The sequence below is a fragment of the Streptomyces sp. NPDC018964 genome, assembly GCF_044390325.1.
In the GTDB taxonomy this organism is placed as follows: Bacteria; Actinomycetota; Actinomycetes; order Streptomycetales; family Streptomycetaceae; genus Streptomyces.
Map to the genome: position 1 here is coordinate 201,888 of NZ_JBIRYZ010000003.1, position 15,326 is coordinate 217,213.

A 15,326-nucleotide genomic window follows, 5' to 3' on the forward strand; every position below is an offset into this window, starting at 1 on the left:
CTCCTCTTGTTGCGGTACCGGGGGTGCGGGAACCTGCCGCGCCGCTCTGTTGCAGCATCAGGCCGCCTCCTCGATCGCGAAGAGGTGGCGGGGGCGGGGCCGGCCGAGGGCGCTCAGCGCGGCGTCCGCCGCGCCGACGCCGCTGCGGACCGCACTCTCCATGGTCGCGGGCCACCCGGTGGCGGTCCACGCTCCGGCCAGGTACAGGCCGGGTGCCTTGGTGCGGGCGCCGGGCCTGAGGCGTCCGACGCCGGGGGCGGGCGCGAAGGTGGCGGTGCGCTCCCGGGTGACGAAGAAGTCCTCGACCCGGGCGCCGCGCGTGCGCGGCAGCAGCCGTTCCAGTTCGGGCAGATACCGCTCGCGCAGCGCGGCGACCGGCTCGTCGATGTCGTCCCGGGCGACGGACTGGGAGAGTGCCAGGTACTGGCCGCGCTTCAGCCCGGACGCGTCGGTGCGGTCGAAGACCCACTGCACGGGGGTGCCGAGGGCGGCGAAGAAGGGGCGCCCGAGCACCTTGCGGTCGTAGACGACGTGCACGTTGAGGATCGGGGCGGTGCCGAGGGCGAGCAGCCGTTCGGGGGCGTCGAGCGCGCCCTCGGGCAGCAGGTCGTGCGCCTCGCGCTGGGGTACGGCGAGGACGACCGCGTCGGCGTGGACCGTCTCGCCGGGAACCTGGACGCTCCATCCTCCGTTCCCCTTCACGGAGACGGAGGTGACCCGTGTACGGACCTCGGTACGCACGCCCGCGGAGTCGAGCGCCTTGCGGGCGAGCCGGTCGTGCAGTTCACCCAGCGGCACCCGGGCCCAGCCGATGTCGGCCGCCGCGGGGTCGGACAGCAGACCGGTCTTGAACACCATCGCGGCGAGCGACAGGGACGTGTCGCCCGCGACCGCGTTGAGGGTGGCGACCCCGACCAGGTCCCACAGGGCCTCGACGGCGCGCGCCGACTGGCCGTGCGCGGCCAGCCAGCTGCCGAAGTCCTGGGTGTCCAGGGCCGGATCGGCGAGGTCGAGCCCCTTCAGCGCGAGCGCGGCCCGGCCGACCCTGGCCCGGTCGGCCAGCGACAGGTGCGGATACGTGGCGAGGCTGCGCCCCAGGTGCAGGGGCACGGGCAGCGCGTCGCGCCGCAGCCTGCCGAGCCGCCGCCCCTCGGGGCGCGTGACGTCGAGCACGGGCACGTCGAGACGGTCCTGCAGCGGTGCCAGCGCCGCTCCGCCGATCCGGTCGAGGAACCAGCGGTAGGCGGTGCAGCAGCGCAGGTACACGTGCTGGCCGTTGTCGACGGTCAGGTCGCCGCGCTGGAAGGAGAAGGCGAGCCCGCCCAGGCGCGGCCGGCCTTCGAGCAGGGTGACGCCCACCCCGGCGTCGGCGAGGGCGAGCGCGGCGGTGACGCCGGCGAGCCCGCCGCCGACGACCACGGCGTGCCGTCCTGCCGGAGCGGGATCGTCCGTGTGCGGCCCCGCTGAGCGTGTGCCGTGGCTCATGCGCCCTCCCCTGTCCGGCCGGTGCGCTGCTCGAACGGTGCGGAGCCGGCCGTCTCAGTCTGGGACGCGGCGTCGCGGCGGAGGGTTGCCCGCCGTTTTCCGCCGGGGTGCGGGGCGTCCATCAGGCGCGCCTCCTGACGGTGCGCCGGGTCACGTGCCGGGTGTCCAGGCCGGACAGGCCGCGTACCGCGACGTACGCCTTCTCGCGTCCGGGCAGGGAGACCCGGCCGCGCAGCACCGCCCCGGGGTCGCGCTCGATGCGGTCCAGGAGCCGGCGGTAGATGCCGGCCATGGCGGCGACGCAGGCGCCGCTGCGCCGGTCGAGCAGGGGGAGCAGCCGGTAGCCCTCGGCGAAAAGGGCACGGGCCCTGCGCACCTCGAAGTGCACCAGGCCCGCGAAATCGGCGCCTTCCGGTGGTGTCGGCCCGTCGAATCCGGCCGAGCAGCCGAACTTGGCGAGGTCGTCGGCGGGCAGGTAGGTGCGCCCGCCCTCGGCGTCCTCGCGGACGTCGCGGAGGATGTTGGTGAGCTGGAGGGCGAGGCCGAGCGTGTCGGCGTACTCGGATGCGCGTTCGACGCCGCGCGCCCCTCTTTCCGTGCCGAACACCCCGAGCGAGAGCCGCCCGATGGCACCCGCGACGCAGCGGCAGTAGACCTTGAGGTCGTCCCAGGTCTCGTAGGTCTCGCCGCGTACGTCCATCTGGACGCCGTCGATGAGTTCGTCCAGGCCGCCGAGCGGGATCGGGAAGTGTGCGGCGGCGTGGGCGAGGGCGACCGCGACCGGGTCGGTGTCGTCCTCGTCGACCGCGCCGTCGCGGATCCGGGTGAGCAACGCCCTGGTGTCCTCCAGCCGGGTCACCTTGACGTCGTTCGCCAGCGGGCCGTCGCCGATGTCGTCGACGCGCCGGGAGAACGCGTACAGCGCCGACATCGCGCGCCGCTTGGGCACCGGCAGCAGCCGGATGCCGTAGGCGAAGTTGCGTGCCTGCTGTCCGGTGACGGCCTCGCAGTAGCTGTAGGCGGCGAGTACCGGTGCTGACGCGGGCGGTTGCGGCTCCACGGTCCGGATCACCCCTTTCCTCGCAGAGTCGCGCCCGCCTCGCGCAGCAACTGGACCTTGCCGGGCTTGGGCGGGCCGGGAAGTACGTCGTATTCGGCGGCGGCGATCGCGCGGAGGGCCGCCCTTCCTCCCGCCACGAACCCCGCGAGCAGCAGTCTGAGCCTGCCGTGGACGCTACCCACGAGGAGGGTGCCCTCATTCAGCAGCTCCCGGGCGCGTTGCGCCTGGTACGCGACGAGTGCGCGCACCGACGCGCCCGCGGTGGGCACGGCGAGGTCCGCCTCCTGGACGTGGAAGCGCCTCATGTCCGCGGCGGGCAGGTAGACGCGGTCGCGGCCGAGGTCCTCGGCGACGTCCTGGAGGTGCTCGACGATCTGGAGGGCGGTGCAGACCGCGTCGGAGCGGCGGACGCGCTCGGGCGTCGAGGTGCCGGTGACGGCGAGGACGAGGCGGCCGACGGGGTTGGCCGACAGTTCGCAGTAGGCGAGCAGGTCGTCGTAGGTCTCGTACCGCTTGACGAGCTGGTCCTGGCGGTTGGCGGCGATCAGGCCGAGGAAGGGCTCGGGGGTCAGCGCGTGGCGGCGGACCGTCGGCCGGAGCCGGCGCAGCAGCGGATGGCCCGGCTCGGGGCCCGCCGGCTCGAACACCCGGCGCAGGTCCGCCTCGAAGGCGTCCAGCAGTGCGGACCGGTCCTCGGCGGCGTCCTCGGGCACTCCGAGGAGGCGGGCGTCGGCGCCGCCGGGGGCCAGGTCACCGTCGCCGATGTCGTCGACCAGACGGGCGAACCCGTACACCGCCATGAGGTCGTCGCGCCAGGGTCTGGGCAGGAAGAAGGGGGCCACGGGGAAGTTCTCGGCGGCGGCCTTGTCGAGGGTGGCGCGTCCGGGGTCGGCGGCGCGCGCCGCGGCCACGGGCGTCATCGCGGACTGCCATGGGCGGGGACGGCACATACTGCGCTCAGCAGGGGAGTTTCCATAGCCATCGCCGTCACATCTCCCGTTCTACACTGTTGACCCAATACGCACTATTTCGGACACGCCACCCAGGCTTCCACCGGGCGGCATCGTTGAATGGTGTCGGGCATTATGGCCCTGATTGCCGTCTTTCGGGACCGGTACAGCTTACGTTGTACAACGCGGCGCACGACGACGGGGGTCTCCGCGCAACACGACAACACACCGATCGGCGTCAAGATTCCGCCGAGCGGCCGGAGTTGACGCCTCCTTCACAGACACCGGGCCCCGCCGGACAGTTCCGGCGAGGCCCGCGTGGCACCGGGCTACTTGCCCGTGAACTTCTCGTACTCCCGGAGCACCTCGTCGGTGGGCCCGTCCATGCGCAGCTCACCGCGCTCCAGCCAGAGCACGCGGTCGCAGGTGTCGCGGATCGACTTGTTGTTGTGGCTGACCAGGAACACCGTGCCGGCCTGCTTGCGCAGCTCCCGGATGCGGGCCTCGGAGCGCTTCTGGAACTTGCGGTCGCCGGTGGCCAGCGCCTCGTCGATCATCAGGACGTCGTGGTCCTTGGCGGCGGCGATGGAGAAGCGCAGCCGGGCCGCCATGCCGGAGGAGTAGGTGCGCATCGGCAGGGTGATGAAGTCGCCCTTCTCGTTGATCCCGGAGAAGTCGACGATCTCCTGGTAGCGCTCCCGGATCTGCTCGCGGGACATGCCCATGGCGAGCCCGCCCAATATGACGTTGCGTTCGCCGGTCAGGTCGTTCATCAGGGCGGCGTTGACGCCGAGCAGGGAGGGCTGGCCGTCGGTGTAGACCTTGCCCCGCTCGGCGGGCAGCAGTCCGGCGATGGCCCGCAGCAGGGTCGACTTGCCCGAGCCGTTGGAGCCGATGAGCCCGATCGCCTCGCCCCGGTACGCCACGAAGGAGACCCCGCGCACGGCGTGCACCTTGCGCACGCCCCGCTCCTCGCCCCGCTTGACGATGCGGCTGAGCGCCGCCGTGGCGCTGCCCTTGCCGGTCTTCGCGCCGTTGACGCGGTAGACGATGTGCAGGTCGTCGGCGATGACCGTGGGGATCTTCTCGTCGGTGGTGTCAGCCACGGCCGTACCTCTCCTCAGCCTTCCAGAAGTAGACGAACCCGATCACGCCGGCCAGCAGCGCCCAGCCCAGCGCGAACGCCCACACGTGCGGGGGCAGGTAGGAGGAGCCGTACTCGTCGATCAGCGCGAAGCGGACCAGGTCCATGTAGATCGCCGCCGGGTTCCACTGGAGCACGTCGGCGAGCCAGCTCGGCACGTCCTTGTCGTGCAGCATCGCCGGGATGCTGAACATCACGCCGGACGCGTACATCCAGGTGCGCAGCACGAACGGCATCAGCTGGGCCAGGTCGGGCGTCTTGCTGCCCATCCGCGCGAAGATCAGCGCCAGCCCGGTGTTGAACACGAACTGCAGCAGCAGCGCCGGGACCACCAGCAGCCACGACAGGTCGGGGAAACTGCCGAACCCCAGCATCACGACGACCAGCACGATCATCGAGGCCAGCAGTTGCTGGAGCTGCTGGAGCGCGAAGGAGATGGGCAGCGAGGCGCGCGGGAAGTGCAGCGCCCGCACCAGTCCCAGGTTCCCGGAGATGGCCCGCACCCCGGCCAGCACCGAGCTCTGGGTGAAGGTGAACACGAACACGCCCGTCACCAGGAACGGCACGTACACGTCCTTCGGGATGCCCCGGTTGGCGCCCAGCAGCAGGCCGAAGATGAAGAAGTACACGGCCGCGTTCAGCAGCGGGGTCGCCACCTGCCACAGCTGGCCGAGCTTGGCCTGGCTGTACTGGGCGGTCAGCTTCGCCCGGGAGAAGGCGAGGATGAAGTGCCGCCGGTCCCAGAGCTGACGGACGTACTCGCCGAGGGACGGCCGGGCACCGCTGACGGAGAGCCCGTACTTGGCGGCGAGCCGGTCCGCCGTCAGGCCCTCGTCGGGCGGCACGGTCGCGGTGACCGCGACCGTGCCGTCGTGCGTGGTCTCACTCACTGGTGGAAAACTTTCGTCCTCGAGATGCGCGGCCCGCGGGGGCCTGGCATGAGCCGGGGAGCCTGGGTACGGCCCCGATGTTCCCGGATACGAGCTTGTCAGATGACGGGGGGCCGGCCCAGTCGGGTCAGCCGCCACACCGTACGCCACTTCATGGGCCGGCGGGGCCCGCAGGGGGTGGCCCAGCCCTCCCGGAAACCGCCGAACCACGCCTTCAGCGCGGGGCGCGAGGGCCGGCGCAGCAGGGTGAGGAGCATCCAGACGCCCAGGTAGACCGGGACCAGGAGCGCGGGGAGGTTGCGGCGGGCCAGCCAGACGCGGTTGCGGGCGACCATGCGGTGGTAGACCGCGTGCCGCGAGGGGGCGGTGGTCGGGTGGTACAGCACCATGTCGGACCGGTAGTCGATCAGCCAGCCGGCGTCGAGGGCCCGCCAGGCCAGGTCGGTCTCCTCATGGGCGTAGAAGAACTCGTCCGGCAGCCCGCCGACCTCGGCGAGGACCTTGGTGCGTACGGCGTTGGCGCCGCCCAGGAAGGTGGTCACGCGGGAGGAGCGCATCGGGTCGGAGGCGCGCAGCCGGGGCACGTGGCGGCGCTGGGTGACCCCGGTCTCCGGGTCGGCGATGCGGAAGCTGATGATGCCGAGCGCCGGGTCGTCCGCGAAGGCCTCGCGGCACAGCTCGGCGGTGTCGTGGCCGGCGAGCAGGCCGTCGTCGTCGAGGAAGAGCAGGATGTCGACGTCGGTGCCGCCGGGCCCGAAGGCCTCGATGCCGACGTTGCGGCCGCCGGGTATGCCGAGGTTCTCCGGCAGTTCGACGGTGCGGACGCCCTCGGGGACCTCGGGGACGGGCGAACCGTTGCCGACGACGACCACCTGGACCGGGTCGCCGTCCTGTTTGGCGACCGAGTCCAGCAGGGCCCGCAGTTCGTCGGGGCGGTTGCCCATGGTGATGATCACCGCGCCGACCTTCATGCCGGCGCTCACTTCAGCCTGCTGGAGGCGAGGACGGACACCAGGTGCAGCAGGGTCTGCAGCAGGGCGATGCCGGCGAGGACCGCGGTGCCCAGACGGGTGAAGAACAGGTCGCCCTGGACCGCGTCCGCGATCGCGAGGACCAGGATCAGCAGGGACGCCTCGATGCCGAGGATGAGGCGGTGGAACTTGAACGCGGCGGCGGCCCGGCGGGCCAGCGCCATGCCGGAGGAGCGCATCTCGGCGGCGGCCTCCTTCACCGGCGGCAGCCCGTTCTGGTGGCGGGCGACGCCGACGAGGTCGGTCTCGGCCTTGATCAGGACCGCGCCGAGGGCGGCCAGGGTGCCGAGGAAGGCCCAGAGCCAGTCGATCCGGCCGGGACCCCACAGGTCGGCGGCGCGCAGGCCGAGGCCGACCAGGACGGCGGCGTCGGTGAGGTAGGCGCCGACCCGGTCCAGGTAGACCCCGCCGAGCGAGTACTGCTTCCGCCAGCGCGCTATCTCGCCGTCGACGCAGTCCAGCAGCAGGTAGAGCTGGACGGCGACCACGCCGAGGACGGCCCCCGTGATCCCCGGCACCAGCAGCGCCGGGGCCGCGAGGACACCGCAGACGGTCATCAGGTACGTGAGCTGGTTGGGCGTGACCCTGGTGTTCACCAGGTAGCGGTCCACCCGCAGGGACACCTCGCGCATGTAGAGGCGCCCCATCCAGTGCTCACCGCTGCGCCGGTCCTTGACCCCCGGGGGGTGGACGACCGGACGGAGTTCAGCTACCGATGGCCTTGACATAGTCGGCGTAGACGTCCTTGATCTGTTCGGTCTTCAGGTCGAGATGTTCGAGGATGGTGAAGCGGCCGGGACGGGTCTCCGGGGCGAACTCGACGACCCGGACGAACTCGTCCACGGTGAATCCGATCTCCTCCGGCAGCACCGGGAGGCCGTGGCGGCGGAGCACCTCGGCCATGGCGGCCGATTCCTCGTGGGCTCCACGCAGGTACATCGCGAAGGCGGCGCCCAGTCCGCACTGCTCGCCGTGGGCGGCTGCCCGCTTGGGGTGGAGCAGGTCGAAGGCGTGGTTGATCTCGTGGCAGGCGCCGGAGGAGGGGCGGGAGTCGCCCGAGACGGACATGGCGATGCCGGTGAGGACCAGTGCCTCGGCCAGCACCTGGAGGAAGCCGTCGTCGCCGACCCCGCCCGGGTGCCGCAGCACCGCCTCGCCGGCCTGCCGGGCCATGGCGGCGGCCAGGCCGTCGATCTTCTCCCCGTTGACGCGGTGGGCGAGTTCCCAGTCGGCGACCGCGGAGATGTTGGAGACGGCGTCGCCGATCCCGGACCGCACGAAGCGGACCGGGGCCTCACGGATGACGTTGAGGTCGATGACGACCGCGATCGGGTTGGGTACGCCGTAGGAGCCGCGGCCCGCGTCGTTGTCGAGGGTGGCGACCGGCGAGCAGAGGCCGTCGTGCGCGAGGTTGGTGGCGACGGCGACCAGGGGCAGGCCGACGCGCGCCGACGCGAACTTGGCGCAGTCGATGATCTTCCCGCCGCCGAGGCCGACGACCGCGTCGTAGTGGCCGCCCTTTATGTCGCTCGCCAGCCGGACCGCGTCGTCGATGGTGCCGCCGCCGACCTCGTACCAGTCGGCGCCGGGCAGCGAGGGCGCGAGCCGCTCGCGCAGCCGGGCGCCCGAACCGCCGCTGACGGCGACGGCGAGCCGGCCGGACTGCGAGATGCGCTCGTCGGCGAGGACGCAGGCCAGGTCGTCGAGGGCCCCCGGGCGGATGTCCACGACGACCGGCGAGGGGATCAGCCGGGTCAGTACTGGCACGCGATCTCCCGTCCGCGGGCGAGGTCGTCGTGGTTGTCGATCTCCACCCACGCGACGTCGCCGATCGGCGCCACATCGATCCGGAAGCCGCGGTTCACCAGTTCCTGGTAGCCGTGCTCGTAGAACTGCTGCGGGTCGGTCTCCCACACGGTCTTCAGGGCGTCGGCCAGCTCGGGGGCGGCGTCGCCCTCGATGAGGGTGACGCCGATGTACTCGCCGGTGGCCTCGGCGGGGTCCATCAGCTTGGTGATCTTCGTCATGCCCTTGGCGGGGTCGACGACGACCTTCATCTCCTCGTCGGCCAGCGACTTCACCGTGTCCAGGGCGAGGATGATCTTCTTGCCCTCGCCGCGGGCGGCGAGCAGGGTCCTCTCGACGGAGACCGGGTGCACGGTGTCGCCGTTGGCGAGGATCACGCCGTCCTTGAGGGCGTCACGGCCGCACCACAGGGAGTAGGCGTTGTTCCACTCCTCGGCCTTGTCGTTGTCGATGAGGGTGAGCTTGAGGCCGTACTTCGCCTCCAGGGCCGCCTTGCGCTCGTAGACGGCCTCCTTGCGGTAGCCGACGATGATGCCGACCTCGGTGAGGCCGATCTCGGCGAAGTTGCCGAGGGTGAGGTCCAGGACCGTCGGTTCGCCCTCTATGCCCGCGGGCCCCACCGGCACCAGCGCCTTGGGAAGGCTGTCGGTGTAGGGGCGCAGACGCCGTCCGGCGCCGGCCGCCAGCACGAGGCCGATCATGCGGTTTCTCCTTCATCGTGTACGGCGGGTGCCCCGGAGGACGCCCAGAAGCGGATGCTCTCGACGAGCACCAGCAGGGCCACGGCCACGGCGAGGACCGTGAGCGCGAGCGTGAACTGCGAGGCGGTGAGCAGTGCCGCCAGGGCGGCGACCACCAGGGTGCGGCCCTCGTGTCCCCCGATCGCCCGCACCAGCCAGCGCGGGGACGCGCCCGCGTTGCCGCGGATGCGGTAGACCGTGTCGTAGTGATGGTAGGCGACCGCGGCCACCAGCCCGTAGGCCGCCGGAAGGGCTCCGTTCACGTCCGCGTCGGCCGCCAGTGCCAGGACGGTGCCGTACTCGGCGGCGCGGAGGAACGGCGGGACCAGCCAGTCGAGGGCGCCCTTGAGGGGGCGGGCCACGGCGAGGGCGGAGGTCAGGGCGTAGCCGCAGGCCGCGACGGTCGTCCAGGGGCCGCCGAAGCCGGTGAGCAGGGCCGTGGCGACGACGGCGAGGCCGCCGAGCAGGGCGGCGGCGGGGGCGGTGAAGCCGGGCAGGCGCCGCGCGGGGCGCTTCAGCGGGCCGGCGAGGGCCTGGGCGAGCGGGCCGGAGTCGGCGAGGTCCGCCAGTGCCTGTGCCGCCCGGTCGGTCCGCTTCGCCTTGCGGGTCAACGAGCGCAGGACCCGGCCGGCGGTGGTGTACGTCGCGGCGAAGGCGCAGCCGACGAGCAGGGCGTAGAAGGTGATCCGGGGGGTGGTGACGGCCGTGAGGACGGCGATCATCGCCCAGCGTTCGCCGATCGGCAGGACGATCATGCGGCGCAGCCAGACCGTCCAGCCGACGCTGTCGAGCCTGTCGGAGAGGGCTGCGGTGGGGCTCGTGTTGGCGGTGGCGTCGTGGTTGGCCTCGTTGAAGGAGAAGTCCACGACGTGCCGGCAGGTCTGCAGGATCATCGCGCCGAGCGCGAGGGCCCACACGTCGTCGCCGCCGCGGGCGGCTCCGAGGGCGAGGCCGGCGTAGTAGGCGTACTCCTTGGCCCGGTCGAAGGTGGCGTCGAGCCAGGCGCCGAGGGTGGAGTACCGCAGGGAGTAGCGGGCGAGCTGGCCGTCGGTGCAGTCCAGCACGAAGGAGGCGATGAGCAGCACGCCGGCGGCGACGAAGCCGCCGCGGGTGCCGGTGGCGGCGCAGGCGGCGGCTATGAGCGCGGTGAGCAGGGAGGCGGTGGTGACCTGGTTGGGGGTCAGTCCGCGGCGGGCGCACCAGCGGGCGATGTAGCGCGAGTACGGGCTGATGAAGTAGGTGGTGAAGAAGCCGTCGCGGGCCTTGACGGCCGACTTCAGGCGTACGGCCTCGTCGTCGACGGCGGCGACGGCCTGCCGGGCCTCGTTGCGGGTCTGGGGGTCGCCGGGGACGGTGGCGACGAGGCTGCCGAGCTCGGGGCGGTGCACGTCGGCGCCGTCGGCGTCGAGGGCCGCGACGACGCGGTCGGCGAGGCTGTCGACCAGGGTGGCGCCGCCGGCCCGCTCCGTGGAGTCCTCGCGGGTCATCGCGCGGGTCAGGGCCTGGCGGCCGGCCGGCTGGGCGGTGACGGCGCCGGGGATCGCGGAGAGCGGGAAGCGGGGGTCGGTGAGGCCGAGGCGCAGCGCGTGCACGTGGCCCACGAAGCGGGCGTCGACCACGGCGACCCGCTGTCCGGCGGGTACCCCGGCGAGCAGGGTCTCGGCCTCCGCGGTGCCGGACGCGGTCCGCACGTCGAATCCGAGGGAGCGCAGATCGCTCTCGAGTGACGAACCGGGGACCGGTTGACCGGTCAGGATGGCGGTCGACAACCGAATCTCACTCCCTGGGTGCCGACGCGTCGACGCCGGTCATGTACACGATTGAGGTGCCCGCGCGGACCCCCGGGCGGCATGTCGGCAGAGGCTATCGGATACCCGGAAGCCCGCGTTCACCGCCCGTTCGACGGTTGGACCGGCATGGTTCGCCCGCGCGCCTCTGCCGCGATCATCATCGGTGATGCGGGGCCCGGCCCACAAACCGCTCCACCAGAACGGGCATACGGCCCGGATCGACACATCGGGGACCGTCGCATCCGCTCGGCATAGGGTGGACGACCATGACATGGCTGATCACCGGCGGGGCCGGTTACATCGGGGCACACGTGGCGCGGGCCATGACCGGTGCCGGGGAACGGGTCGTGGCGCTGGACGACCTCTCGGCCGGAGTGCCGGCGCGGTTGCCCGCCGACGTCCCGCTGGTCAGGGGCTCGTCGCTGGACGGCGCGCTGCTGGGGCGGGTGTGCGCGGAGCACGGGGTGACGGGCGTGGTGCACCTCGCCGCGCGCAAGCAGGCCGGTGAGTCCGTGGCGCAGCCGACCCGGTACTACCGGGAGAACGTGGGCGGTCTCGCGACGCTCCTGGACGCCGTCGCCGACGCCGGGATCGAGCGCTTCGTCTTCTCCTCGTCCGCGGCCGTGTACGGCGACCCCGGTGTGGACCTCATCACGGAGGACACGCCCTGCGCCCCGGTGAACCCCTACGGCGAGACCAAGCTCGCCGGCGAGTGGCTGGTCCGGGCGGCGGGCCGGGCGCACGGCATCGACACGGTGTGCCTGCGCTACTTCAACGTGGCGGGGGCGGCGGCGCCGGAGCTGGCCGACACCGGTGTCTTCAACATCGTGCCGATGGTCTTCGACCGGCTCACGCGTGACGAGGCCCCGCGCGTCTTCGGCGACGACTACCCGACGCCGGACGGCACGTGCGTCCGTGACTACATCCACGTGGCCGATCTGGCCCAGGCGCACCTGGCGGCGGCCCGGGGGTTGTCCGAGGGGAAGCTCACGGGAGACCTGACGGTGAACATCGGCCGCGGCGAGGGCGTCTCGGTGCGCGAGCTGATCACGGTCATCGGCGAGGTCACCGGGGACACCCGGGCCCCGCTCGTCGAGGGCCGCCGCCCCGGCGACGCGCCCCGCGCGGTGGCGTCGGCCGCCCTCGCGGCCGAGCGGCTCGGCTGGACCGCCCGGCACTCGGTGCGCGAGATGATCGAGTCGGCGTGGCGGGGGTGGCTGCTGCACCACGGCGGCTGAGCGGCCGACGGCGCCGTCCACCGCCTGACCTGCGGATCGTTTACGCAGGTCAGAGCATATGACAACGGTGTTCAGTGCCGCGTTGCGGATACCCCCTCCCCGTAGTTCACTGTGATCCGGACGGGGCCACGGGAAGGGGCGTTTCGATGGGGGCTGGGCACGATCACGGGCATGCGCACGGCGCGCCCGCCGACGGTACCGCGAGTGCGGCGTACCGCGGCAGGCTGCGGGTGGCGTTGGCGATCACGCTCGGTGTCATGGTGGTCCAGATCGTCGGCGGTGTGCTGGCCGACTCGCTCGCGCTGGTCACGGACGCGGCCCACATGGCGACGGACGCCGTGGGCCTGGGCATGGCGTTGCTGGCGATCCACTTCGCGAGCCACCCGCCGAGCGAGCACCGCACCTTCGGCCTGGCCCGCGCGGAGATCCTCGCCGCCCTGGCCAACTGCGTGCTGCTGCTCGGCGTCGGCGGCTACGTGCTGTACGAGGCGATCGAGCGGTTCGTCACCCCGGCCGACACCAAGGGCGGTCTGGCGCTGGTGTTCGGCGCGATCGGCCTGGTCGCGAACCTGGTGTCGCTGTCCCTGCTGATGCGCGGGCGGAAGGAGAGCCTGAACGTGCGCGGCGCCTTCCTGGAGGTGGCGGCGGACGCGCTCGGCTCGGTCGCGGTGATGCTGTCCGCGCTGGTGATCCTGGCCACCGGCTGGACGGCCGCCGACCCGGTCGCCTCGCTGCTGATCGCGCTGATGATCGTGCCCCGCGCCGTGAAGCTGCTGCGGGAGACGCTCGACGTCCTGCTGGAGGCGGCGCCCAAGGGCGTGGACATGGCTCAGGTGCGGAAGCACATCCTCGCCACCGACGGTGTGGAGGACGTGCACGACCTGCACGCCTGGACGATCACCTCGGGGATGCCGGTGCTCTCCGCGCACGTCGTCGTCGGCTCCGACGTCCTGAACACCATCGGGCACGAGAAGATGCTGCACGAGCTGCAGAACTGCCTGGGCGCCCACTTCGACGTGGAGCACTGCACCTTCCAGCTGGAGCCCGGCGGGCACGCGGAGCACGAGGCGCGCCTGTGCCATTAGGGCCGGTCCGCGCGCGCCGCCGCGCGCCGCCGCGCCGGAGTACGCGGCCTTCCGCCCCCGTACGGGCGCCCCGGGGACATGCGGGCGCGTCCGGGAGTGCCGGGAGTGCCGGATTCGTGCGGCAGACTGGGGCGCGAAGACCGAGTGAAGGATGGGTATGCCGATCACACCTGCCACCGCGACGAACAGCCCGTCGAACGGCGCCGCCGAGCCGATCCTGCTGGAACTGGTCGACGAGGACGGTGTGACGACCGGCACGGCGGAGAAGCTCGCCGCCCATCAGCCGCCGGGGCTGCTGCACCGGGCGTTCTCGGTGTTCCTGTTCGACGAGCGCGGGCGGCTGCTGCTGCAGCAGCGGGCGCTGGGCAAGTACCACTCCCCCGGTGTGTGGTCCAACACCTGCTGCGGTCACCCCTACCCCGGTGAGGCGCCGTTCGCGGCGGCGGCCCGGCGGACCTTCGAGGAGCTGGGCGTCTCCCCGTCGCTGCTCGCCGAGGCCGGGACGGTCCGCTACAACCACCCGGACCCGGCCTCGGGCCTGGTGGAGCAGGAGTACAACCACCTCTTCGTCGGCATGGTGCAGTCGCCGCCGCGGCCGGACCCGCGGGAGGTGACGACCACCGCGTTCGTGACCCCGGCGGAACTGGCGGAACGGCACGCGCGGGACACCTTCTCCGCCTGGTTCCCGACCGTCCTGGACGCGGCCCGCCCGGCGGTCCGCGAACTGACGGGACCGTCGGCGGGCTGGTGACCTAGGAGCTCTCCGTGGGCTTGAGCGGCAGGGCGGCCCAGATCACCTTGCCGCCGGTGGCGGTGTGCTCGACCTCGCACACCCCTCCCGCCTCGCGGGTGATCTCCCGCACCAGGAGCAGTCCGCGGCCGCCGGTTCGGCCGTGGTCGGTCTCCAGGGCGGTGGGCCGGTAGGGGTGGTTGTCCTCCACGGCCACCCGGACCCACTCGGCGCCGACGGCGACCTCGACGGCCAGCGTCGGGGACAGCAGAGCCGCGTGCCGTACGGCGTTGGTGACCAGCTCGGAGACGATCAGCAGCAGTCCCTGCACGACGTCGTCCGCGACCGGCACCCCTTGGCGCAGCAGGAGGTCCCGCACGGCGTGGCGGGCCTGCGGCACCGAGGCGTCGACCGTCGGGGCGGTGAACCGCCAGACACCTTCGTACGGCAGCGGATCGCCGCTCTCACGCTCGCTTGTCACCACACGTCGAGTGTTGGCACCGACCGGCTCCGTACCTCGAGCCTGAACAGAAGTCAGCGGATATCGAGCGTTTTCGACCGCCCGCGCATGACGAGGTCGCTTGCGGGACCGTTCCGGTCCGCCCCGTGCCGGATCGGCGAACTATTCGGGTTGTACGGGTTCGGCGGTCCCGTGATCGCCGCCGTGCGGCCCCTTCTCCTTCTCCGGCGGCCGCGCGGTCTCCTCGCCGGCCAGCCGGCCGGAGACCATACCGACGATCCGGCGTCCGCCGTAGCCGGTGGCGATCAGGCCGAGCCCGTCGAAGAGCAGGGAGAGGGAGAAGAACGTACCGATGACGTACTGGCTGCTGCTGGGCCAGGTGGCCAGCACCAGGACGCCGAGGAGCAGCCCGAAGGCGCCCTGCACCAGCGTCCAGCCGAACTGCGGCCCGCGCACCACCAGGCTGCCGACGAGGCGGAACACCCCGCCGGTGAGGAACAGCAGCGCGGCGAACATGGTGAGCGCCTCGGCCGCGGCCTCCGGTGTCCTCAGGACGACCACGCCGGCCGCGATGTTCAGGGCCGCGACGACCACGCCGAGCCAGAAGAAGTTGGTGTGCCGTGCCTGGACGGCGTGCAGCAGTCCGACCAGGCCGCCGATCAGCAGCAGCCAGCCGAACAGCACCATCGAGGTCAGGGTGGCGAGGCCGGTGTAGGCCAGGCCGACCAGGCCCGCGACGACCAGGATCACGCCGAGGACGGCGAGCCAGCCGAAGCCTCGGCTCAGTTTCGCGGCCTCGCCCCGGGGCTTGGTGGAATCGGCCATGGCTGCCTCCTCGCTCCCGCTTTCCCCTCGTCCCGGTCTCCGCCGTCCGCCCGCCGGGCGGAGCCCTGTCGGCCGGGGCTCCGGCCGGGGCG

At 72.4% G+C, this 15,326-nt stretch carries 16 protein-coding genes; 3 read left to right on the forward strand and 13 right to left on the reverse strand.

Annotation, left to right across the window (positions count from 1 at the left end; genetic code table 11):
• Positions 1–57: 57 nt before the first annotated feature.
• From hpnE to ACH5AO_RS06400, 11 genes are all read right to left on the reverse strand, one after another.
• Positions 58–1,485, reverse strand: coding sequence for a hydroxysqualene dehydroxylase HpnE (gene hpnE, locus ACH5AO_RS06350; RefSeq protein WP_398922358.1), 1,428 nt, complete (start codon positions 1,483–1,485; stop codon positions 58–60).
• The gene (locus ACH5AO_RS06355; RefSeq protein WP_384723679.1) at positions 1,482–1,607 is read right to left on the reverse strand and encodes a DUF6380 family protein; all 126 of its coding nucleotides are present in this window, start codon (positions 1,605–1,607) and stop codon (positions 1,482–1,484) included. The genes hpnE and ACH5AO_RS06355 overlap by 4 nt, the downstream gene beginning before the upstream one ends.
• Complete coding sequence (hpnD, locus tag ACH5AO_RS06360; RefSeq protein ID WP_398922361.1) at positions 1,607–2,557, reverse strand: presqualene diphosphate synthase HpnD; 951 nt, start codon at positions 2,555–2,557, stop codon at positions 1,607–1,609. The genes ACH5AO_RS06355 and hpnD overlap by 1 nt, the downstream gene beginning before the upstream one ends.
• Positions 2,554–3,465, reverse strand: coding sequence for a squalene synthase HpnC (gene hpnC, locus ACH5AO_RS06365; protein ID WP_398922363.1), 912 nt, complete (start codon positions 3,463–3,465; stop codon positions 2,554–2,556). Before hpnC ends, hpnD begins: the two co-directional genes overlap by 4 nt.
• 359 nt (positions 3,466–3,824) lie before the next feature.
• Entirely contained in the window at positions 3,825–4,601 is a 777-nt protein-coding gene (locus ACH5AO_RS06370; protein WP_398922365.1) for an ABC transporter ATP-binding protein, read from the reverse strand.
• Positions 4,594–5,529, reverse strand: a complete 936-nt coding sequence (locus ACH5AO_RS06375) for an ABC transporter permease (RefSeq protein WP_398922367.1) — start codon at positions 5,527–5,529, stop codon at positions 4,594–4,596. The genes ACH5AO_RS06370 and ACH5AO_RS06375 overlap by 8 nt, the downstream gene beginning before the upstream one ends.
• 98 nt (positions 5,530–5,627) lie before the next feature.
• Positions 5,628–6,500 (reverse strand): glycosyltransferase family 2 protein, encoded by an 873-nt coding sequence (locus tag ACH5AO_RS06380; RefSeq protein ID WP_398922871.1) that lies wholly within the window; start codon positions 6,498–6,500, stop codon positions 5,628–5,630.
• An 8-nt stretch (positions 6,501–6,508) separates the two neighbouring features.
• Complete coding sequence (locus ACH5AO_RS06385; RefSeq protein ID WP_398922369.1) at positions 6,509–7,288, reverse strand: CDP-alcohol phosphatidyltransferase family protein; 780 nt, start codon at positions 7,286–7,288, stop codon at positions 6,509–6,511.
• Positions 7,266–8,327, reverse strand: a complete 1,062-nt coding sequence (locus ACH5AO_RS06390; RefSeq protein WP_398922371.1) for an iron-containing alcohol dehydrogenase family protein — start codon at positions 8,325–8,327, stop codon at positions 7,266–7,268. The genes ACH5AO_RS06385 and ACH5AO_RS06390 overlap by 23 nt, the downstream gene beginning before the upstream one ends.
• The gene (locus ACH5AO_RS06395) at positions 8,315–9,067 is read right to left on the reverse strand and encodes a sugar phosphate nucleotidyltransferase (RefSeq protein ID WP_398922373.1); all 753 of its coding nucleotides are present in this window, start codon (positions 9,065–9,067) and stop codon (positions 8,315–8,317) included. The genes ACH5AO_RS06390 and ACH5AO_RS06395 overlap by 13 nt, the downstream gene beginning before the upstream one ends.
• Positions 9,064–10,875, reverse strand: a complete 1,812-nt coding sequence (locus ACH5AO_RS06400; protein ID WP_398922375.1) for a DUF5941 domain-containing protein — start codon at positions 10,873–10,875, stop codon at positions 9,064–9,066. Before ACH5AO_RS06400 ends, ACH5AO_RS06395 begins: the two co-directional genes overlap by 4 nt.
• Positions 10,876–11,162: 287 nt before the next feature.
• Here ACH5AO_RS06400 and galE point away from each other — a divergent pair, with 287 nt between their 5' ends.
• The 3 genes from galE to idi all read left to right on the forward strand — a co-directional run bounded on the left by galE (position 11,163) and on the right by idi (position 13,970).
• A complete protein-coding gene (galE, locus tag ACH5AO_RS06405; protein WP_398922378.1) occupies positions 11,163–12,134 on the forward strand; it encodes a UDP-glucose 4-epimerase GalE in 972 nt (323 codons plus the stop codon).
• 146 nt (positions 12,135–12,280) lie between these two features.
• Complete coding sequence (locus ACH5AO_RS06410; protein WP_398922380.1) at positions 12,281–13,219, forward strand: cation diffusion facilitator family transporter; 939 nt, start codon at positions 12,281–12,283, stop codon at positions 13,217–13,219.
• Between the two features lie 157 nt (positions 13,220–13,376).
• On the forward strand, positions 13,377–13,970 hold the full coding sequence (gene idi / locus ACH5AO_RS06415) for an isopentenyl-diphosphate Delta-isomerase (protein WP_398922382.1): 594 nt from the start codon (positions 13,377–13,379) through the stop codon (positions 13,968–13,970).
• 1 nt (position 13,971) lies between these two features.
• Here the strand turns inward: idi and ACH5AO_RS06420 are convergent, their stop codons facing one another.
• The gene (locus tag ACH5AO_RS06420) at positions 13,972–14,433 is read right to left on the reverse strand and encodes an ATP-binding protein (RefSeq protein WP_398922385.1); all 462 of its coding nucleotides are present in this window, start codon (positions 14,431–14,433) and stop codon (positions 13,972–13,974) included.
• A gap of 138 nt (positions 14,434–14,571) precedes the next feature.
• Positions 14,572–15,234, reverse strand: a complete 663-nt coding sequence (locus ACH5AO_RS06425) for an HdeD family acid-resistance protein (protein WP_398922387.1) — start codon at positions 15,232–15,234, stop codon at positions 14,572–14,574.
• Positions 15,235–15,326 lie beyond the last annotated feature (92 nt).

Excerpts from the sequence above, each read along its gene's own strand:
- hpnE (WP_398922358.1), bottom strand. The coding sequence starts at position 1,485 with ATGAGCCACGGCACACGCTCAGCGGGGCCGCACACGGACGATCCCGCT.
- ACH5AO_RS06355 (WP_384723679.1), bottom strand. The coding sequence starts at position 1,607 with ATGGACGCCCCGCACCCCGGCGGAAAACGGCGGGCAACCCTCCGCCGC.
- hpnC (WP_398922363.1), bottom strand. The coding sequence starts at position 3,465 with ATGACGCCCGTGGCCGCGGCGCGCGCCGCCGACCCCGGACGCGCCACC.
- ACH5AO_RS06380 (WP_398922871.1), bottom strand. The coding sequence starts at position 6,500 with ATGAAGGTCGGCGCGGTGATCATCACCATGGGCAACCGCCCCGACGAA.
- ACH5AO_RS06385 (WP_398922369.1), bottom strand. The coding sequence starts at position 7,288 with ATGTCAAGGCCATCGGTAGCTGAACTCCGTCCGGTCGTCCACCCCCCG.
- ACH5AO_RS06395 (WP_398922373.1), bottom strand. The coding sequence starts at position 9,067 with ATGATCGGCCTCGTGCTGGCGGCCGGCGCCGGACGGCGTCTGCGCCCC.
- galE (WP_398922378.1), top strand. The coding sequence starts at position 11,163 with ATGACATGGCTGATCACCGGCGGGGCCGGTTACATCGGGGCACACGTG.
- ACH5AO_RS06410 (WP_398922380.1), top strand. The coding sequence starts at position 12,281 with ATGGGGGCTGGGCACGATCACGGGCATGCGCACGGCGCGCCCGCCGAC.
- idi (WP_398922382.1), top strand. The coding sequence starts at position 13,377 with ATGCCGATCACACCTGCCACCGCGACGAACAGCCCGTCGAACGGCGCC.
- ACH5AO_RS06425 (WP_398922387.1), bottom strand. The coding sequence starts at position 15,234 with ATGGCCGATTCCACCAAGCCCCGGGGCGAGGCCGCGAAACTGAGCCGA.